General features: G+C 70.9%; 15 protein-coding genes. 11 read left to right on the top strand and 4 right to left on the bottom strand.

Annotated elements, in window-relative coordinates:
- Window positions 1-4 precede the first annotated feature (4 nt).
- Together RKD20_RS22650 and RKD20_RS22645 are read right to left on the bottom strand one after the other, a co-directional pair.
- On the bottom strand, window positions 5-838 hold the full coding sequence (locus tag RKD20_RS22650; RefSeq protein WP_424879314.1) for a triphosphoribosyl-dephospho-CoA synthase: 834 nt from the start codon (window positions 836-838) through the stop codon (window positions 5-7).
- A gap of 9 nt (window positions 839-847) precedes the next feature.
- On the bottom strand, window positions 848-1789 hold the full coding sequence (locus RKD20_RS22645; protein ID WP_424879313.1) for an intradiol ring-cleavage dioxygenase: 942 nt from the start codon (window positions 1787-1789) through the stop codon (window positions 848-850).
- 486 nt (window positions 1790-2275) lie between these two features.
- Between RKD20_RS22645 and fxsA the strand changes: the two genes are divergently transcribed.
- The 4 genes from fxsA to fxsT all read left to right on the top strand — a co-directional run bounded on the left by fxsA (window position 2276) and on the right by fxsT (window position 10336).
- Window positions 2276-2470 (top strand): FxSxx-COOH cyclophane-containing RiPP peptide, encoded by a 195-nt coding sequence (fxsA, locus tag RKD20_RS22640; RefSeq protein ID WP_424879312.1) that lies wholly within the window; start codon window positions 2276-2278, stop codon window positions 2468-2470.
- A gap of 37 nt (window positions 2471-2507) precedes the next feature.
- Entirely contained in the window at window positions 2508-4916 is a 2409-nt protein-coding gene (locus tag RKD20_RS22635; protein ID WP_424879311.1) for an FxsB family cyclophane-forming radical SAM/SPASM peptide maturase, read from the top strand.
- Between the two features lie 109 nt (window positions 4917-5025).
- Entirely contained in the window at window positions 5026-6279 is a 1254-nt protein-coding gene (locus RKD20_RS22630) for a TIR-like protein FxsC (protein ID WP_424879310.1), read from the top strand.
- A gap of 91 nt (window positions 6280-6370) precedes the next feature.
- On the top strand, window positions 6371-10336 hold the full coding sequence (gene fxsT, locus RKD20_RS22625; RefSeq protein ID WP_424879309.1) for an FxSxx-COOH system tetratricopeptide repeat protein: 3966 nt from the start codon (window positions 6371-6373) through the stop codon (window positions 10334-10336).
- 205 nt (window positions 10337-10541) lie between these two features.
- Here fxsT and RKD20_RS22620 read toward each other — a convergent pair whose 3' ends face one another.
- Both RKD20_RS22620 and RKD20_RS22615 read right to left on the bottom strand, forming a co-directional pair.
- Window positions 10542-11414, bottom strand: a complete 873-nt coding sequence (locus tag RKD20_RS22620; RefSeq protein ID WP_424879308.1) for an alpha/beta fold hydrolase — start codon at window positions 11412-11414, stop codon at window positions 10542-10544.
- Between the two features lie 101 nt (window positions 11415-11515).
- On the bottom strand, window positions 11516-11956 hold the full coding sequence (locus RKD20_RS22615) for an ATP-binding protein (RefSeq protein WP_020119567.1): 441 nt from the start codon (window positions 11954-11956) through the stop codon (window positions 11516-11518).
- 230 nt (window positions 11957-12186) lie between these two features.
- Between RKD20_RS22615 and RKD20_RS22610 the strand changes: the two genes are divergently transcribed.
- From RKD20_RS22610 to pheA, 7 genes are all read left to right on the top strand, one after another.
- A complete protein-coding gene (locus RKD20_RS22610; protein ID WP_424879307.1) occupies window positions 12187-12990 on the top strand; it encodes a hypothetical protein in 804 nt (267 codons plus the stop codon).
- Window positions 12991-13112: 122 nt separating this feature from the next.
- Complete coding sequence (locus RKD20_RS22605) at window positions 13113-13850, top strand: YcnI family protein (protein ID WP_424879306.1); 738 nt, start codon at window positions 13113-13115, stop codon at window positions 13848-13850.
- Window positions 13851-13929: 79 nt separating this feature from the next.
- Complete coding sequence (locus tag RKD20_RS22600) at window positions 13930-14586, top strand: SCO family protein (protein ID WP_351989118.1); 657 nt, start codon at window positions 13930-13932, stop codon at window positions 14584-14586.
- Entirely contained in the window at window positions 14583-15035 is a 453-nt protein-coding gene (locus RKD20_RS22595; RefSeq protein WP_424879305.1) for a copper chaperone PCu(A)C, read from the top strand. Before RKD20_RS22600 ends, RKD20_RS22595 begins: the two co-directional genes overlap by 4 nt.
- A 13-nt stretch (window positions 15036-15048) precedes the next feature.
- Entirely contained in the window at window positions 15049-16974 is a 1926-nt protein-coding gene (locus tag RKD20_RS22590; protein ID WP_424879304.1) for a copper resistance CopC/CopD family protein, read from the top strand.
- 8 nt (window positions 16975-16982) lie between these two features.
- On the top strand, window positions 16983-18260 hold the full coding sequence (efeB, locus tag RKD20_RS22585; RefSeq protein ID WP_424879303.1) for an iron uptake transporter deferrochelatase/peroxidase subunit: 1278 nt from the start codon (window positions 16983-16985) through the stop codon (window positions 18258-18260).
- A gap of 170 nt (window positions 18261-18430) precedes the next feature.
- On the top strand, window positions 18431-19363 hold the full coding sequence (gene pheA, locus RKD20_RS22580) for a prephenate dehydratase (protein ID WP_424879302.1): 933 nt from the start codon (window positions 18431-18433) through the stop codon (window positions 19361-19363).
- Window positions 19364-19544: the final 181 nt, after the last annotated feature.

Here is a 19544-nt window from a genome sequence, read left to right as displayed (position 1 = left end):
GGTGTCAGGCCGCCCTTGGCCCGGCCGTCACCGGAAGCGCGTCCACGAACAGCGCCCCCGCGAGCAGCCCCGCGCTGCCGCGAGGGCTCCACGCGCGCGTGTGGAGGTCGGCGTCGAGGGCGAGCAGGGCCTCTCGGCCCGCTTCCGTCGTCGTACCGCCCGCCTCCAGGACCCCCCGGGCGCCCGCCTGGACGTGGCGCAGTCCCAAAGGGCCCGCCGTGTAGAGGAGTTCGGTGTCCTGGAGGGTGGACATCACGGTGAGCAGGGCGTCCAGGCGGGCCTCGGACTCGTCGGCGCCCGCCGTGCGGGACCTGGCCAGCGCGTCCAACGCCCGCCGTACGTGCGGGAATCCGGCCCGCGCCTCGCCCCGGGCGCCCGCCGCACCGTACTTCGCGGACACCGAGGAGCCCCGGGAGGGCCGGCGCGGGGCCCGCCTGTCGCGGTGCGCGGCGATCTTCTTGGCGGCCGTGGCCACGTCCGCGGACCGCGCCCCCGGGTCGAGGGCGGCCGCGGCGACCAGCAGACCGAGGGTCCACAGGGCACCGCGGTGGCCGCCGCCGGCCAGGCCCACCGAGTGCTCGGTGCACCGGCCGATCGCGCCCAGCTCCGCCCGCAGTTCGGGGCTGGGCTCGCCGGTGCGGCGGGCGGCTGCGGCCATCGCCGCGAGGCCGGGCGCGAGCGCCCTGGCCGACCAGCGCAGGGAGCAGTGGTCCTTGCGCGTGGCGCGGGCCCCGAGGTCGCGCGGATCGGGCAGGCCCGGCTTGGGAGCCAGGGCCAGCTGACCGGTCAGCGCGTCCACGGCGGCCAGGGCCAGCGCCTCGTCCTCGCGGCTGCTCACGGCCGTACCTTACGAGGACGCGGAGGCCGACGGACTGGCGTTTTCGGACGGAGCGCCGCTCGGGGGCATGCCCGTCGGGGCGCCGCTCGGGGGTGTGCCTCCCCCGCCGCCACCGCCGCTGCCCGCGCCCGCGTTCTCGGCGTCCGGGTCGATGGCGAAGGTGATGGATCCCTTGTAGCCCTTGGACGGGTCGGCCTTGTGCACGGCCTTGAGGGTGAGCAGGCCGCTGGAGGCGCCGCCGCCGTCGTAGACCATGTCGTTGCCGAGGGTGGTGTAGCTGCCGGAGTGCCGGGAGTACGGCTGCAGGGCGAAGATCTCCTCGGCGATCGTGTCGTCGAAGAACAGCTGGCCGGTGTAGTTGACCTTGCCGCCCTCGTAGGTGCCGTCCTCCTTCTGGCCGCCGGTGTGCACCTTCACGTGGATGTGGCAGGTGCGCGGGGTGTACCAGCCCGGGAAGATCGTCTCGAACCTCACCACCCCGTTGGCGTTCGCGATCTGGTAGCCGCGCAGGTAGGTGGCGTCGTTCGCGGTCGAGCCGTCCTCGCTCTCCGCGGGCGCCGAGCCGCCGGGGTTGGCGGTGGTGTAGCCGGAGTAGTAGCCCCAGGCGTCGCAGTGCCAGATCTCCACGGCCGCGCCCTTGACCGGGGTGCAGCCGTCGGTGGCGTCCACGACGGTCAGCCGCAGCGTCAGCGGAACCCCGCTCTTGCCCTCGGTGATGTCCTTCCTGACCAGGGCGCCGTCGAGGTAGTACGGACCTTCGGTGACGCTCGACATGAGCGTCATGCACGCGCCGGTGCCGGCCGCCGAGGCGGTGGCCGTCGTCTCCGTGGTGGTGTCGGCGAACGCCGACTGGTACCCGGTGGCGGCGAGCCCGCCCGCCGCGACCGTCCCGCCGGTCACCGCGAGGGCGCGGCGCCGGGTGATGCTGGAGTTCCTGTGGTTTCCCGTCATGGGCAGGAACTTAGGAACCCTGGCCGTCAGGACCTTGAGGGGACGCTGTGCGGGAGCTGTTGAACACCGGCACAGCTGAAGCGGGCGCGAAGTCGTGCCTCGGACGGGTGAATTGCGCGCGGGGCTCCGCCGTCCCCTCAAATCCTCGAATAGAGTAAAATCTTCACAAAGAGATCTTGAGGACGGAACCGGCTGGGTTCCCCTTGTCTTCCTACCGGAACAACTCCGGGTTCATCGTCACCGCTCAGCCCCCTCGAAGGCGGAGGACCGAAGGCGGGCACTGGCATGCGCAACTCACATTGGGGGGAACTCAGTTGGGCTGTGTTGTGGTTTCATATCTGCCCTGCGACCCCTGCTCCGGGGTCGTTCACCCCCATGAGCGTGTTCGCGCGCGGGACGCTCCGGATGTCCGTAATATCCGCCTTGCGTGGACCGTTCCTTGTCCATTCGCAGACCAGCGGGCACACGGAAGATCGAGGTTCGTCCATGAACACGCCCACCACCACCATCTCCGACGAGCCGGGAAAGCAGTCGACCTCCGGGGAGCGGGTCCCCTTGGTGCGGCTCGCCGCTCGTACGGACGGTCTCAGGTCCGGTGCCCTCACCCGTGTCGTGTCGCACGGCACCCCCGACCGCGGACCCGCGCGGGTCTCGGTCGCCGCGTTCCAGTCGGCCGTCTGACCTCCGCCCCCTCGGGCAGGGAACGCGCAGTGCGCTGATGGACCCGTCGCCGCACCCACTGAGCCAGTTCGTGCTGAAGATGCACAGCCGCTGTGATCTCGCATGCGATCACTGCTATGTGTTCGAACACGCAGACCAGAGCTGGCGAGGCCGCCCCACGGTGATCTCCGGTGCGGTGCTGGACATCGCCGCCCGGCGCATCGCCGACCACGCCCGAACCCACCGCCTGGACACCGTCCACGTCGTCCTGCACGGCGGGGAGCCCCTCCTCGCCGGCCGGGAAAGGCTCCGGCTGGCGGCGCAGAGCCTGCATACCGCCCTGTCCGGCATCTGCGCACTCGACCTGCGCATCCACACCAACGGCGTCACCCTCGACGAGAAGTTCTGCGACCTGTTCGCGGAGTTCGACATCAAGGTCGGCGTCTCGCTCGACGGCGACCGCGCCGCCAACGATCTGCACCGCCGCTATCGCAACGGCCGCAGCAGCCACGCCCAGGTCCTGCGCGCGGTCGACCTGCTCAACAGCCCTCGCTACCGGCACCTCTTCGCCGGACTCCTCTGCACGGTCGACCTGCGCAACGACCCGGTCACCGTCTACGACGCCCTGGCCGGACTCACCCCGCCCCGCATCGACTTCCTGCTCCCCCACGCCACCTGGGACGAGCCCCCGGCGCGCCCGGACGACAGCGCCTCGGCCACCTCGTACGGCGACTGGCTCCTGCGGGTCCACGACCGCTGGACCGCCGCGGGCCGACCCATGGGAGTACGGGTTCTCGACTCCGTCCTGCGCACCCTGCGCGGAGCGAGCAGCCTCACCGAGTCCCTCGGACTGGCCCCGGTGGAACTGGCGGTCATCGAGACCGACGGCGCGCTCGAACAGGCGGACTCGCTGAAGACCGCGTACGACGGAGCGCCCGGCACGGGCATGGACGTGCACGCCAACTCCCTGGATGAAATGGCCGTACACCCCGGCATCGTGGCCCGGCAGCTGGGACTGGACGGACTGTGCGAGACCTGCCGTGGCTGTCCGGTCGTCCGCTCGTGCGGTGGCGGGCTGTACGCGCACCGCTACCGCTCCGGGAGCGGTGCCGGCGGGTTCATGAACCCGTCCGTGTACTGCGCCGACCTGAAACAGCTCATCACCGGGATCCGCGACAGGGAAGCCCAGAAGACGCCGATGCCGCAACTCCCCCTGGACGAAGCGCACCTCGACGAGCTCGCCACCGGCTTCGGTGGCGCCGAGGCCGTGGAACTGCTGGCCCGGCACGAACTCACCGTCAACCGCGAACTCCTCGCCGCCGTCTGGCACGAGAGCGCGCACAGCGCGACCGGTACGGCGGCCTGGGAGACCCTCTCGGTCCTCGACGCGGAGGCTCCCGAGTCGGTGGACGCCGTACTGGCCCACCCCTACCTGCGCCCCTGGGCACAGCGCGCGCTGCGCGGTGACGGGGAAGCCGGCCGGATCGCGATGCGCGGGGTCGCGGAACTCGCCGCGGCGGCACTGGTGCGGGCCGGGCGCGAAGGCACCGTGACCGTGCCGACCGGTTCCGGGGTGCTGCGGCTGCCGACCCTGGGCGCGTTCGTCGTGGGGGACGCGACTCGGGCGCAGGTCACCGGGGGCGCGGACGAGGGCTTCACGGTCCGGGTCGGAGAGCGGGCGCACACCGTGGGCCGCAAGTCCGGTGCGGATCCCGCCTGGTGGGCCCGGCACCGGTTCGAACTGCCGGGCTGGGCCGTCGCTCTGGAGGACACGGACCCCTGGCGGGACGCCCACGGCTACCCCGTGCGGACGCGGTTGTCCCCCGCGGCGGCCGAGGAGTGGCGCGACCATCTCGCCGCCGCGTGGGAGTGGATCCGGCGTGAACTGCCCGCGTACGCACCCGGACTCGCCGCGGGCCTGAACATCGTGACCCCGTTGCGGGAGTCCGCCACGGGCGCGGACATCAGCTCGGCGGCCCGGGACGCCTTCGGCGCGGTCGGCATCGCCCGGCCGGACACACCTCAGACCCTGGCGTGTCTGCTGGTCCACGAGTTCCAGCACGTCAAGCTCGGCGCCGTACTCGATCTCATGGACCTCTACGACCCCACCTGCGAGCAGCTCTTCTACGCCCCCTGGCGTCCGGATCCACGCCCGCTGGAGGGGCTGTTGCAGGGGACGTACGCGCACATCGCCGTCGTCGACTACTGGCGCGCCCTCCGACGGACCGCGGAGGGCACCGAGGCGCGCGAGGCCGAAGTCCGGTTCGCCCGGTGGCGCGAGCAGACCGCAGAGGCGGTGGACACGCTGGCCGGCTCCGGAGCTCTGACAGAACTGGGCGAGCGATTCGTGTCGGCCATGGGGGAGACCGTGTCGGCACGGCTGACGGACCCGGTGCGCCCCGACGCGCTGATCAGCGCCCGCAGGACAGCGGCGGACCACAAGGGACGCACGGTGCCGGGGAGTTGACTGAGGCCCCGGCATATCGGCGGCCCACAGTCGACTTCGCCGTACCGTTCCGCTGATGAGGCGCTGGTTCCTACACTGAAGCTCCGTCGGCGGCGTATCGGGGGTATTCGTGCGAGGGGACTCAGAGGACCCCAGGAATGGGCGGCCGTACTTTTTCCTCAGTTACGCGCATACACCGCGCAACGACTCCGAGATCGCCGGGCCCAACGCATGGGTGAAGAAGCTGTACGACGGCCTGTGCGCGCACATCCTGGAGATGACGTCGTTACCGGTGGGCGCCAGGGCCGGCTTTCTGGACCAGGGGATCGCGCTGGGAACGCGGTGGACGGACGAGTTGTCGGAGAATCTCGCCCGCTGCCAGGTGTTCGTGCCGCTGTACTCGCCCCGGTACTTCATCAGCGAACAGTGCGGTCGTGAGTGGTGGGCGTTCTCGCAGCGGGAGATCTACCGCCGCACTCTTCGCGGGGAATCGCGCGAGAGCGCCATCGTCCCGGCGTTATGGGTTCCCGTCGAACTCGCCCAGCTTCCCCAGGTGGCCAAGGACCTGCAGTTCCAGCACGGGGACTTCGGGGACGACTACGCCGCGGAGGGGTTCTACGGGCTGACCAAGCTCAGCTATCTCAAAGACCAGTACGAACTCGCCGTCTACCGGCTGGCACAGCGGATCGTGCGCGCCAGCAGGGCCGTAAACCTGGAGGAGGGGCAGGTCTACCGGCAGTACGAGTCGCTGCCCAGCGCCTTCGGCGACGGCGCTCACCCGCCCGAGTTCGACGTCACGGTGATCGCCCGCTCCCGGTCGGACCTGCCGCCGGGCCGGGTGCCCGACTACTACGGGGACACCCCGCTCGAGTGGAATCCCTACCACCCGGTGTCGACGCGCTCGCTCGCGGAACACGCCGCCGACCTTGTCAGGGCCATGAACTACCGGGTCACCGTCAGCGACTTCGAGAACGAGGCCGACCGCCTCCTCACCATGGGCCCGCCCACCGCGCCCGCCCTGCTGCTGCTCGACCGGTGGGCCCTCAACTCCCCGCGCGTGAAGGAACTCATGGCGCAACTGGCCGAGCAGCAGCGGCCCTGGATCAGCGTGCTGATCCCCCAGCACAGGGACGACGCGATCTCCCCGGAGCGGGACCGGCAGTTGCAGGAGCTCACCGACCGGGTGCTGGCCGCACGCCAGTTGGTCGGTTCGGGCCACCGCTCGTCCGGTGGTGCCATACGCACCCTCGAAGCCTTCCAGCTCGAACTCCAGAAGGCCGTACGGCAGGCGGTCAACTACTACGAGTCACATGCGAGGACCTATCCGCCGAAGGGGCCACCCATCGATCCCCCGCGGCTGCCCAGGCTGGGACACCACGTCTGAGCGCGAGGCCGGGACACCCGCGCGGACCCGCCCGCGGGACCCGGCACGTACGGCACGAGGGAAGAGCAAGGCCGACACAGCGGAGGGCGCCATGACCGAGAACCGCAAGGGTTCAGTGATCACCTTCTACTCGTACAAGGGCGGTACCGGCCGGACGATGGCCCTCGCCAACGTGGCCTGGATCCTGGCCGCCAACGGCTACCGCGTGCTCGCTGTCGACTGGGACCTCGAAGCCCCGGGCCTGCACAGGTTCTTCCACCCGTTCCTGAAGCCCTCCTTACTGCGGGCCACTCCGGGCCTGGTCAACCTGATCGACGACTACCGCCGCGAGGCACTGCGTGACCTGCCCGACCGCGAACCGGACTGGCACCGCCGCTACGCCCGGGTGCGCCCCCACGCCATCTCCCTGGAGTGGAACTTCCCGGAGCCCGGCAGCCTGGACTTCCTGTCGGCGGGCATGCGCCACCGCGACTACCCGATCGTCGGCAACATGGACTGGGACAGCTTCTACAGCAGCTACGGCGGCGGTCAGTTCTTCGACGCGATGCGCTCGGACATGGAGCGGTACTACGACTTCACCCTGATCGACAGCCGTACCGGCCACAGCGACCTCGCCGACATCTGCACCGTGCAGATGCCCAGCACCCTGGTGGTCTGCTACACACTCAGCGACCAGAGCATCGAGGGCGCCGCCGCGGTCGCCCAGGACATCGAGGAGCGCTACGGCGACAAAGGGATCCGCATCCTGCCGGTCGCCATGCGCATCGACGACGGCGAGAAGGACAAGGTCGACGCCGGACGCGCACTGGCCCGTGAGCGCTTCGACGGCCTGCCCAGCGGCATGGACCCCGAGGAACTCACCGCCTACTGGGGTTCGGTGGAGATTCCCTACCGCCCCTACTACGCCTACGAGGAGATCCTCGCCCCCTTCGGTGACCCGCCCAAGGTCGCCAGTTCCATGCTGACCGCCTGCGAGCGGCTGACCTCCGTCGTCACCGCCGGCCGGGTGACCTCCCTGCCGCCCCTCAACGAGGTCAAGCGCAACCAGTACGTCTCGGCCTACACCCGCCGCCGCCCCCTGCCGCCGTCGAAACTGCTGCTCCAGTACGTCTCCGAGGACCGGATGTGGGTGGACTGGCTGGAGGCGGTGCTGCGCGAGGCGCGCTTCGAGGTGGCCTCCCAGGACGTGCGGTCGATGACGACCCTGGAGGTCGGCGCGGAGGCGCTGGCCGGCGGCTCGCAGCGGGTGCTCGCCGTGGTCTCCCCCGCCTTCCTCGGTTCCCGGACGGCCCAGGCCGCCTGGGAGGCCACGGTGCACTCGGGCGGCCCGAACCAGCACCAGCCGGTCGCCCTGCGGGTCGGGGACGTACAGCAGATTCCGTACGCGAACCGGGGCAGCACCATCGATCTGGCCCGGCTGGACGAGGAGACGGCGGCGACCCAGCTGCTCACCGGTCTGGGCCGGCCCAGCTCGCCGCAGCCGGCCGCCCACCCGCACGGCGCGCGCTTTCCCAACAGCAGCACGAGCGTGTCCAACGTCCAGCCCCGCTATCCGTTCTTCACCGGCCGCTCCTCGATCCTGGAACAGGTGCGCCGCCAGTTCGTCACCGGCGCGTCCGGGGGGCGGCTGCCCCAGGTGCTGCACGGGCTCGGCGGGGTGGGCAAGACCCAGCTGGCGCGCGAGTACGCCAACCGCTTCAAGCCCGACTACGACCTGGTGTGGTGGGTGGACGCCGAACAGCCCGACCTGGTCGCGCCCAAACTCGCCGACCTCGGCCGACGGCTCGCCCCGGGCATCGGCGACGACGTGTCCGAGGCCGCCGTGGCCGCGCTTCAGGCCCTGCGGGCCGGCCACCCGTACAAGCGCTGGCTGCTGGTCTTCGACAACGTCGAGGACCTGGACGACGTGCTGAACCGCTTCAGCGACCAGACCGGCCCGATCCCCGACGACGTCTACGGCCACCTCCTGGTCACCACCCGCACCAAGCCGGCCTCGACCCAGGTCCGGACGGTGGAGGTCGAGGTCTTCACCCGGGAGGAGAGCGTCGAGCACCTCACCGGACGGGTGCCGGGACTGCGCGAGGAGGACGCGGCCCTGGTGGCCGACGCGGTCGGCGACCTGCCCCTGGCGATCGAGGTCGCGGCGGCCTGGCTGGCCACGACGGCCACGCCCGTGGGGGAGTACATCGAGCAGCTGCGTGAGCAGAGCACCCAGGTGCTGTCGGTCCAGGCCGCCGTCAACGCCGTGGAGTACCCGTCCTCCGTGGGCGCGACCTGGAACATCTCCGTCACCCGGCTGCGTCACGAGTCACCCGCGGCGGCCCGGCTGCTCGAACTGTGCAGCTTCCTGTCCGCCGAGCCGATCTCGATGGCCCTCGTCGGCAGCGACGCGATGATCAGGGCGCTGCTGCCCTACGACAAGGACCTGCGCGCGAGGTACATGCTCGGCAAGGTCACCCAGGCGCTCAACAGGTTCGCGCTGGCCAAGGTGGACGCCACCGACAACTCCATCCAGGTGCACCGGCTGGTGCAGGCCGCGGTGCGCGACAGCATGGACCCGCAGGTCGCCGAGGACACCGTCCACGAGGTCCACCGCATCCTCGCCGCCATACGGCCCTCCGAGGACGCGGTGGACGATCCCGCCAAGTGGCCCGAGTTCGAGGTGATCTGGCCGCACCTCGTCCCCTCCAACATCCGCGAGTGCGCGGAGGAGGAGCCCCGGCAGCTGATGGTGGACCGCATGCGCTACCTGTGGAAGCGCGGCGAACTGCATCTCGCCCGCACCCTGGGTTCCCAGCTCGACGAGTTCTGGAGCACCGAGTTCCCGGACTCCAACGACGAGCAGATACTCAACCTCCGCTTCGAGCTGGCCAACATCCTGCGCTCCCAGGGTGAGTACCAGGCCGCCCGGGAGATGGACGAGGACACCCTGGCCCGGCAGCGAAGGCTCCTCGACGAGGGCCACCCGTCCCTGCTCATCACATCCGGCAACGTGGCCGCCGACCTGCGGGCGCTCGGCCGCTTCAACGAGGCGCTGGAGCTGGACCAGCGCAACTACAACGGATTCCGCGAGATCTTCGGCGAGGACCACTCCCGAACCCTCCGCTCCGCCAACAATCTGGCCATCGACCACCGCCTCACCGGGGACAGCGAGGCCGCCCGGCGGCTCGACGAGGACACCGTGCGCCGGCGCACCGCGCTGGTCGGCCCGCTGCACCCCTACACACTCACCACCCGCAGCCACTACGCCCGCGACCTGAGGGAACTCGGCGAGTACGACGAGTCGGTGGAGATCCTGCGGCAGGTGCGCGAGCTCTTCGGCCAGGTGCTCAACCCCTACGTGCCGGAGGTGCTGCGGGTCGACAAGAGCCTCGCCGTGTCCCTGCGCAAGGCCGGCCGGTCCGCGGAGGCGCTGCAGCTGAGCGAGCAGACCTGGGAGACCCACACCCGCTACCGCGACCGGTACGGCCGCTCCATTCCCGAGGAACTGGCCTGTCAGCTCAATCTCGCCGCCGACTACCTCGCCACCGATCCCGAGCAGGGTGCTGCGCGGGCCGTACGGCAGGTCGAGGAGGTGCTGGAGGGGTACCGGAACTCCTTCGGCCCCGACCACCCGTTCACGATGTTCTGCATCAACAACCTGGCGACCTACCACCGGGCCCTCGGCGATGCGCAGAAGGCCGCGGAACTGGCCGAACTGGCCCACACCGCCCTCGCGGCGGCCCTCGGCGGCGATCACCCGGCCACTCTGAGCGCGGGGGCCAGCCTGGCCAACGCGCTGGCCGACCTCGGTCGCCTCGAAGAGGCCGAGCACTGGGAGCGGCTGGCTCTGACCGGGCTGCGCGCCCGGCTCGGGCCCACCCACCCCGATGTCCTCAGCAGCATGGCCAACCTGGCGATCACCCTCCGCGACCTGGGCCGGGACAAGGAGGCCACCCGACTCCACCAGGAAGCGGAGACCGATCTGATCCAGCGGCTGGGCGAGACCCATCCGCTCAGTCAGGCAGCGACCGCATGGCAGCGGATCGATCGGGATCTGGAGCCGCAACAGGTGTGATCCGGGATGGTGCGGGGCGGGGGGTCCCGCGCTGTCCTGGACCGGTGCCGACGCCGCGGCCGTCGTGGACGGGTGTCGATGCCGCGGCCGTCGTGGACGGGTGTCGATGCCGCGGCCGCCGTGGACGGGTGTCGATGCCGCGGCCGCCGTGGACGGGTGTCGATGCCGCGGCCGCCGTGGACGGGTGTCGATGCCGCGGCCGTCGTCACCCGTCGAGTCGGGCGGCCCAGCCGATGATGCGGGTCATCACGCGCAGTGCCCCGAAGTGGGCGGCGCCGCGTTCCACCTCGACGCGGGCCCCTGGGATGTGGCGGCCGAGCCAGCGGGTGTGTTCCACCGGGGCGAAGATGTCCTCCTCGCCGTGCCAGAGAAAGACGGGGGCGTCGATGCCCGACAGCTCGAAGCCCCAGCCGGTACTGAACGCCATGACGTCGTCCACCCAGCCGTCGGCGGAACTGCGCAGGCCCTCGGCGAAGTTGCGCTCCAGCATGGCCTGGATGCCGGCGTCCGCGAAGATCCGGCGGTCCGACTCGGGCAGCCCGCTGCGCATCTCGGCGACGGAGGCCGCCGGATCGGCGCGGATCGTCAGTGAGCGTCTTCCCAGCGTGGCGGTGAGCCGGTGCCGGCCCGCGGCCGCGTTGACGTAGGCATGGACATTGGCCTCGGTCATGCCGTCGAACCAGTCGAGGTCCGCGGCGTCCTGAGGGGCGAGCCCGACCAGGGCGCCGACCCGTGCGGTGCGCTCGGGGAGCAGTGCCGCGCAGGCGAGCGCGTGCGGGGCTCCGCCTGAGCGGCCCACCACTCCGAACCGGCCGATGCCCAGCGCGTCGGCAATCAGGCGCACGTCCTCGGCCGCCGCGCTCACCGTACGGCCGAGGCTGCGGTCCGAACCACCGTATCCGGGGCGGTCGAAGGTGATCAGCCGGATTCCCATGCGGTAGAGCACCGACGGCCGCGGGGCGGGGCCGAGCCTGCTGCCCGGGGTGCCGTGCAGCAGGAAGACCGGGCGGCCTTTCGGATCGCCCCGCTCCTCGACCGACAGCCGCCGCCCGTCCCTCGTGCATACAGTCCGCGCCATCGACAGTCCCCCCACGGCCGGCGTTCCCGTGACTTTCGGCAACAGACCAACCGGCACCGGTCAGTATGCAGACCGGAACCCCCCGGAGTCATGACGTCGGATCACACCGCCATCAGCGGAGCGTCCTCCCGCCACTTGAGGATCTTGTCGAAGCTCACCACGGCGCCGCGGCCCGGCTTGTTGCCGATCTGGACGTGGTCGGCGAGTTCCTGGATGAGACCGAGGCCCCGGCCGCTCTCCGCCTCCACGGGGGTGGGGCGGGGCCGCACCGGCGGGAAGCCCGGGCCGGAGTCGGTGACCTCGATACGGCACTTCTCGCCGTCGAGGTAGGCGGTGACCCGGTAGGCCGCCGTGGAGTCCTGCCGCCCGCTCTCCCCGCCGTGCTCCACCGCGTTGGCACAGGCCTCGCTGAGGGCGAGGGAGAGGTCGTAGGAGACGTCCGGGTCCACGCCCGCGGTCTCCATGGTGCCGAGCAGCAGACGCCGGGCGAGGGGAACGCTCGCAGCCTCGCGCCGCAAATGGAGTGACCACCAGATGCTCATGCTCCAGCCTCCTGGCTGCGGCTCGACATACCGTTACGTATTGCCGCGCGCGCCCCGGTGTAAGCACATCGTTGACGTGATGCCGCCCATATGGGCGATGCGTTGGGCATAACGAACGGTGTATGTGGGGCAGCTCGCACCAGAAGTGACCTTCCGGTCGTACACCCCGTACGTCATCTTGTGGACCTGCCGTATGGCGCTCATAAGCCCAGTGCGATGATGAGCCCGCCATGACTGCCCCCCACGCGCGTTCCGGAGGAGATCTCCGGGTTCTGCGGGCCGCGGTGTTCGCCGCGGTCTGCGTCGTGCTGGCCGCGGCCGGTCACTCGATCGCCTCCTGCGCCACGGTTCCGCTGTGGACGCTCGGGGCGGGGTTCGTCGGGGTCGTTCTCCTCGTGGCACCTCTCGCCGGGCGCGCGCGCTCGCTGCCGGGGATCGCGACGCTGCTCACGGTCGGACAGACCGTGCTGCACGTGCTCTTCGGGCTCGGCCAGCACGGCACGGCCACGATGACGATGTCGTCGGTGCCGCCGGCGTCCGACACCGCTCTGGTCCAGCAGGCCGCGCGGCTGCTGTGCGGGACCACCGCCGCCGCGATCAGCCCGGCGCAGGCACAGAAGGTCCTCACCGAGGCGCGGCTGTACCCCGGGACGACCGGGGTGACGCACCATCCGGCCGAGGCCATGGCCGGCACCTCCGTGTGGCCGTCCCTGCCGATGATCCTCGGACACGTCCTCGCGGCCGTCGCCGCCGGGTGGCTGCTGCGGCACGGGGACCTGGCGCTACTACGGCTCGCCGAACTGTCCACCTGCTCGGCGCATTCCGTCGCCGAAGGAGCGCTCGTACGGTCCCTGCGCGGGGCGCTCGCGCTGGTACGTGCCCTGCGTGCGGGGCTGCCGGGGGCGCCTGACGCCGGGCCGCGCGCCCCGCTGACGGCGTCGCTCGCACCGCCCCGACCGCGTACGGCGGCACTCCAGCACACGGTGATCCGGCGCGGCCCACCGGCAGCCGCCGGACTCCTTCTCGCCGCCTGACGCGACGCGACCACCACTCCACTCCCTGAAGGACATGGATGAGGACCGCCGTCGTGCGGCACGCGCGTGTGCGCACGCGCATCCCTCGTCACAGGTATCCCTCTCGAAGCGGAGTGCTCTTCATGAAGGCTTCTCGTCTCGCCGCCACCGGTGCCGTCGCCGCCACCGCCGTCGTCATCCTGTCCTCACCCGCCTTCGCACACGTCAGCGTGCAGGCCGAGGGCACCGCCGCCAAGGGCGGTTACGCGGTCGTGGACTTCAAGGTTCCCAACGAGCGCGACAACGCCTCCACCACCAAGCTCGAGGTCACCTTGCCGGCCGACCACCCGCTGGCCTCCGTCATGCCGGAGCCGATGCCGGGCTGGAAGATCGAGGTCACCAAGTCCAAGCTCGCCAAGCCGCTCACCCTGCACGGCGAGCAGATCACCGAGGCCGTCTCCAAGGTCACCTGGACCGCCACCGGCAAGGACGGCGGCATCCGGCCCGGCTACTTCGAGAAGTTCCCGGTCTCCGTCGGCGCCCTGCCTGAGGACGCCGACGAACTGGTCTTCAAGGCGGTCCAGACGTACTCCAACAAGGAGGTCGTGCGCTGGATCGAGGTCCAGGAGGACGGCGCGGAGGAGCCCGAGACGCCGGCTCCCGTGCTCGCCCTGTCAGCGGCCTCCGAGAACGGACACCACGGCTCGACGGCCGCCGAGGAAGCGGACGCCAAGACCGAGAACGCCGCCGCGAGCACCGGGTCCGAGGACGGCGACAGCAGTGACACCACCGCCCGCGTCCTCGGCGTGGTCGGCATCGTCGTCGGCGCGCTGGGCGTGGCCTACGGCGTGCTCGCCGGCCGCCGGCGCAGCGACGCCTGACCCTGTTCCCGCGGGACGCGCGCCGGGGTCCGTACGACCCCGGCGCGCACCGGAAAACTTACATCTGGGACATTTTGATATGCGCAAGAAGATGTTCGCCGCGGCCGCGCTGGTCGCCGCCGCCACCCTGACCCTCTCCGCCTGCGGCAGCGGCGACGACAGCGGCTCGCCCGTCTCCGTGGTCTCGGAGGAGGCCGGCTCGGACAAGGCGGCCACCGTCCTCGACCAGCCGTTCGAGAAGCCGGACCTGGTCCTCACCGACACCAAGGGCGGGAAGTACGACCTGCGCAAGGAGACGAAGGGCAGGCCGACGCTGATCTACTTCGGCTACACCCACTGCCCCGACATCTGCCCGCTGACGATGAACAACATCGCCGTCGCGAAGAAGCAGCTGCCCAAGTCCGAGCAGGACAAGCTGACCGTCGTCTTCGTCACCACCGACCCGGCCCGCGACACCCCCGCCGAACTCGGCAAGTGGCTCAAGGGCATCGACACCCAGTTCGTGGGCCTGACCGGCGACTTCGCCACCATCCAGGCGAGCGCCCGCACCCTCGGCATCTCCATCGAGCCGACCCACAAGGACAAGAAGACGGGCAAGACCGTCTCGGTGCACGGCACCCAGGTCGTCGCCTTCTCCCCGAAGACCGACCAGGGATACGTCCTCTACGGCGAGGACGCCACCGTCGACGACTACACCAAGGACCTGCCCAAGCTGATCAAGGGGCAGAACCCGTGAAACGTCCGCCCACGGGGCTCGCCGCCCTGACGGGGGCGGCTCTGCTGCTGGCCGGCTGTGCGGACTCCGGCGCCTCCTCGGGAGGCCTCAGCGTCTCCGGCGCCTACATCCCGCAGCCCGTCTCCGCCGACATGGCCGCCGGGTACCTGACCATCTCCAACCCGGGCTCGTCGAAGGACGAGCTGACCTCGGTCACCAGTGACGACGGCGAGGTCACGATGCACGAGACCACCGGCGGCGCGATGGAGCAGGTCACCCGCCTGCCCGTCCCGGCCCACGGTCAACTCGTGTTCAAAAGCGGTGCCAACCATCTGATGTTCGAGAAGCTGAAGCAGACTCCGAAGCAGGGTGGGACGGTCACCGTCGAACTGCACTTCGCCAAGTCCGACCCCGTCGTCGTGAAGATGCCGGTGAAGTCGGCGACGTACGTCCCCAAGACCGGACACTGAGGGAGGGACCACCTTGACGCAGACCATCGCCCCCCGCGTCCGGACCCTGGTACTGCTGCTCCTGGCCGCGTGCGGCCTGCTGCTGACCACGGCCGGGCCGGCATCGGCGCACGCCGCGCTCACCGGCAGCGACCCCCAGCAGGGGGTGGTGGTCGACAAGGCGCCCGACCAGGTCTCGCTGACCTTCTCCGAGAAGGTCGCCCTGTCGAACGACTCGCTGCGGGTCCTCGACCCCAAGGGCAAGGCCGTCCAGCAGGGCAAGCCGTCCGAGGTCAGCGGCACGACGTACGCCGTGAAACTCCACAGCGGGCTGCCCGACGGCACCTACACCGTCACCTACCAGGTCGTCTCCGCCGACAGCCATCCCGTCGCCGGTGCCTTCACCTTCTCCATCGGCGCGCCCTCCGTCACCTCCGTCTCCGTCTCCGGGGACACCGCGGGCGGCGGGGTCGTCGGCTGGCTGTACGGCTTCGGGCGGTACATGTCGTACGCCGGCTTCATCGTGCTGGTCGGCGGCGCCGCCTTCGTGCTCGGCTGCTGGCAGCGCGGCGCCGGAGTACGGCCCATGCAGCGGCTCGTCGTCGGCGGCTGGCTCACGCTCACCGCGGCCACCCTGCTGCTGCTCCTGCTGCGCGGCTCCTACACGGGCTCCGGGAAGGTCGGGGACATCTTCGACCTGGACCTGCTCGGAAACGTCCTCCAGACCAAGGCGGGCGCGGCCCTCGTCTCCCGGCTGCTGCTGCTCGCGGCGGCGGCCCTGTTCATCTCCGTGCTCTTCGGGGCCTATGACAAGCGCGAGGACGAGGAGAAGCGGGACCTCACCTTCGGGCTCGCGATCGGCGGGACCGTCGTCGCGGCCGGGCTCGCGGCGAGCTGGGCGATGGCCGAGCACGCCTCGGTCGGCCTCCAGGCGGGCATCGCGATGCCCGTCGACGTCGTCCACCTGCTGGCCGTCGCCGTCTGGCTCGGCGGGCTGACCGCGCTGCTCGTCGCGCTGTACCGCTCCGAGGCGCCGGTCGAGTCGGCCGCCGTACGACGGTTCTCCCAGGTCGCCTTCGGCAGCGTCGTCGCGCTGGTCGCGACCGGCGTCTACCAGTCCTGGCGGCAGCTCGGCTCCTGGTCGGCGTTCACCGAGACCCGGTACGGGCAGCTGCTGCTGGTCAAGATCGGGCTGGTGGCGCTGCTGGTCGGCATCGCGTTCATCTCCCGGAGGTGGACGGCGCAGCTCGCGGACACGGTCGTACAGCGGAGCAAGCGGGTGCACCAGAAGGAGCGGGTCACCGCGAGTGCCTCCGGCTCCGGCAAGTCCAAGGGGGCCGGTTCCAAGAGTGCGGGTGACTCCAAGCGGGCCGCTCAGCTCGCCCGGCAGCAGGCCGCCATGGACACCGCGCGGCAGAAGCGGACACGGGACGCCGATCCGAACCGGTTCGGGCTGCGGCGCTCGGTGCTCGCCGAGGCGGGGGTCGCGGTCGTCCTGCTGGCGGTCACGACCGTGCTGACGCAGACCGAGCCCGGCCGTACGGAGCAGGACGCCAAGGCGGCCAAGGCGGCCTCCTCCTCGTCCTCCTCGTCCTCCTCGTCCTCGACGGCCGGGTCCGGGGCGGTGACCCTGGACATGTCCTTCGACACCGGCGGCACGGACGGCAAGGGCGTCGTGACGGTCGACTTCGACCCCGCGCGCGTGGGCGGCAACGAGATGCACGTCTACGTCCAGCGGCCCAACGGCCGAGCCTTCGACATCCCCGAGGTGAAGGTCGCCCTCACCCTGGAGGCCAAGAAGATCGGGCCGCTCGCCGTCACCCCCGACCGCATCACCACGGGCCACTGGTCGGCGAGCAACGTGCAGATCCCCATGGCGGGCGACTGGAAGGTCGCCGTGACCGTGCGGACCTCCGACATCGACCAGACGACCGTCTCCAAGAACGCGCAGATCGGCTGAACCGCACCATGGCTGAACAGTCCCTTCCCGTCGTCGACGAAGGCGCCGCCACGGAAGACAGGCCCGCTTCGGGGCAGGGCATCTCACGCCGGGCCCTGCTCGGCACCGCCGGCGCCACCGGGCTCGTCCTCGGCGCCACCGGCGGAGCCGTGGGGTACGCCGCCGCACCCGCCGGGGCGACTCCGCTGACCTCGGTCGGCAGCGACGAGGTGATGTTTCACGGGAAACATCAGCCCGGCATCACCGACGGCCTCCAGGCCCGCGGCCATCTCGTCGCCTTCGACCTCGCGGCAGGGGCCGGTCGCAAGGAGGCCTCCGCACTGCTGCGCCGCTGGTCGGAGACGGCTCGGCGGCTGATGGCCGGGGAGGCCACCGGGTCCCACGACACGGATGTCGCCCGGGACGCCGGACCCTCCTCACTGACGCTGACCTTCGGCTTCGGGCACAGCTTCTTCTCCCGCACCGGGCTGGAGAAGCAGCGTCCCGTCGCCCTCGATCCCCTGCCCGACTTCTCCTCCGACCAGCTCGACAAGGCCCGCAGCAACGGCGACCTGTGGGTGCAGATCGGCGCCGACGACGCCCTGGTCGCCTTCCACGCCTTGCGCGCGGTCCAGAAGGACGCGGGCAGCGCGGCGAAGGTCCGCTGGCAGATGAACGGCTTCAACCGCACCCCGGGAGCCACGGCCCACCCCATGACGGCCCGCAACCTCATGGGCCAGCTGGACGGCACACGCAATCCGAAGCCTGGCGAGTCCGACTTCGACCAGCGCGTCTTCGTCCCCGGATCCGGTACGCCCGCGTGGATGGCGAACGGCTCCTATGCGGTCGTACGACGGATTCGGATGCTGCTGGACGACTGGGAGAAGTTGTCCCTGGGGACCCAGGAGGCCGTCATCGGGCGCCGGAAGGCGAACGGCGCGGCCCTCTCCGGGGGCACCGAGACGACCGCGATGGACCTGGAGAAGACCGACGCCAAGGGCGATCTGCTCGTCCCGGTCAACGCCCACGCCCGGATCACCCGGCCCGACCAGAACGGGGGCGCGGCCATCCTGCGCCGCCCGTTCTCGTACCACGACGGCATCGACGCGGACGGCGCGCCGGACGCGGGGCTGCTGTTCGTCTGCTGGCAGGCGGACCCGCTGCGCGGCTTCGTCCCCCTGCAGCGCAAACTCGACCGCGGCGACGCGCTCTCCCAGTACATCCGGCACGAGTCGAGCGGCCTGTTCGCGGTGCCGGGCGGGGCGGCGCAGGGGGAGTACGTGGGGCAGCGGTTGCTGGAGGGGTGAGAGGGCGGGCCCGGTGGGGTGCAGGGGGTGCGCTGCGTGGGCCGCGGTGGCTGGGCGGACCGGGTCACGCGAACGCCCCGTGCGGCCCCTTGGTCACGCCGTTTCACCCCGCGGAGGGGCACTCTTGAGACAGGTGGGTCCCGTTCCACAAGGGCCATTAGGGTGAGGTCATGCCAGCGAGCTATGCGTATCTCGGCCCTGAGGGGACCTTCACCGAAGTCGCGCTGCGGACGCTTCCCGAGGCGGCGACCCGGGAGCTGATCCCGTACGTGTCGGTGCAGTCCGCGCTGGACGCGGTGCGCACGGGCGAGGCCGAGGCCGCGTTCGTGCCCATCGAGAACTCGGTCGAGGGCGGCATCACGACCACGCTCGACGAGCTGGTCGCGGGCGCCCCGCTGATGATCTACCGGGAAGTACTGCTGTCGATCACCTTCGCGCTGCTGGTCAGGCCGGGTACCGGGCTCGCGGACATCAAGACGGTCTCCGCGCACCCGGCCGCCCAGCCGCAGGTGCGCAACTGGCTGAAGACGCACCTCCCGGACGCCCACTGGGAGTCGGCCGCCTCGAACGCGGACGCGGCCCGGCTGGTCCAGGAGGGCCAGTACGACGCGGCCTTCGCCGGCGAGTTCGCGGCCGCCCGGTACGGCCTTGAGGCGCTGGAGACCGGCATCCACGACGCCGAGAACGCGCAGACGCGGTTCGTGCTGGTCGGCCGCCCGGCCCGGCCCGCCGCAGCTAGCGGAGCCGACAAGACCTCCGTCGTGCTGTGGCAGCGCGACGACCACCCCGGCGGACTGCGCGACCTGCTCGGCGAGTTCGCCACCCGCGGTATCAACCTGATGCTGCTCCAGTCCCGGCCCACGGGCGAGGGCATCGGCAACTACTGCTTCTGCATCGATGCCGAGGGCCACATCACCGACCGCCGGGTGGCGGAGGCGCTGATGGGGCTGAAGCGGATCTGCCGCGAGGTGCGGTTCCTCGGTTCGTACCCGCGTGCGGACAAGGACCCGGCGGACCTGCGGGCGCCGCTGGCCGGCACCTCGGACCAGGAGTTCATGGCGGCCTCGGACTGGGTGGCCCGGTGCCAGGACGGCCGCTTCTAACACCGGTCCTACCTGCAGATTTTAGTTATCCACAGGAGTTATCCACAGGCCCGCTTCTCGACCTGGGGACAAGTCGACAACAAAAGGTGACCCTGTCGACAAATCGGCCCTCAGGACCCATCCGTGTCCACGCACGCGCGCGTCACCCTTCGTCCACTGTTTTCCTTTAGGCAATCCTTTG

Source organism: Streptomyces sp. SLBN-8D4, from assembly GCF_049739545.1.
Lineage (GTDB): Bacteria > Actinomycetota > Actinomycetes > Streptomycetales > Streptomycetaceae > Streptomyces > Streptomyces canus_C.
Note: the sequence above shows the minus strand (reverse complement) of the source record. Positions and strands in the feature narration are given on the sequence as shown.

Excerpts from the sequence above, each read along its gene's own strand:
- RKD20_RS22645 (WP_424879313.1), bottom strand. The coding sequence starts at position 1,789 with ATGACGGGAAACCACAGGAACTCCAGCATCACCCGGCGCCGCGCCCTC.
- fxsA (WP_424879312.1), top strand. The coding sequence starts at position 2,276 with ATGAACACGCCCACCACCACCATCTCCGACGAGCCGGGAAAGCAGTCG.
- RKD20_RS22635 (WP_424879311.1), top strand. The coding sequence starts at position 2,508 with ATGGACCCGTCGCCGCACCCACTGAGCCAGTTCGTGCTGAAGATGCAC.
- fxsT (WP_424879309.1), top strand. The coding sequence starts at position 6,371 with ATGACCGAGAACCGCAAGGGTTCAGTGATCACCTTCTACTCGTACAAG.
- RKD20_RS22620 (WP_424879308.1), bottom strand. The coding sequence starts at position 11,414 with ATGGCGCGGACTGTATGCACGAGGGACGGGCGGCGGCTGTCGGTCGAG.
- RKD20_RS22615 (WP_020119567.1), bottom strand. The coding sequence starts at position 11,956 with ATGAGCATCTGGTGGTCACTCCATTTGCGGCGCGAGGCTGCGAGCGTT.
- RKD20_RS22610 (WP_424879307.1), top strand. The coding sequence starts at position 12,187 with ATGACTGCCCCCCACGCGCGTTCCGGAGGAGATCTCCGGGTTCTGCGG.
- RKD20_RS22605 (WP_424879306.1), top strand. The coding sequence starts at position 13,113 with ATGAAGGCTTCTCGTCTCGCCGCCACCGGTGCCGTCGCCGCCACCGCC.
- RKD20_RS22600 (WP_351989118.1), top strand. The coding sequence starts at position 13,930 with ATGCGCAAGAAGATGTTCGCCGCGGCCGCGCTGGTCGCCGCCGCCACC.
- efeB (WP_424879303.1), top strand. The coding sequence starts at position 16,983 with ATGGCTGAACAGTCCCTTCCCGTCGTCGACGAAGGCGCCGCCACGGAA.
- pheA (WP_424879302.1), top strand. The coding sequence starts at position 18,431 with ATGCCAGCGAGCTATGCGTATCTCGGCCCTGAGGGGACCTTCACCGAA.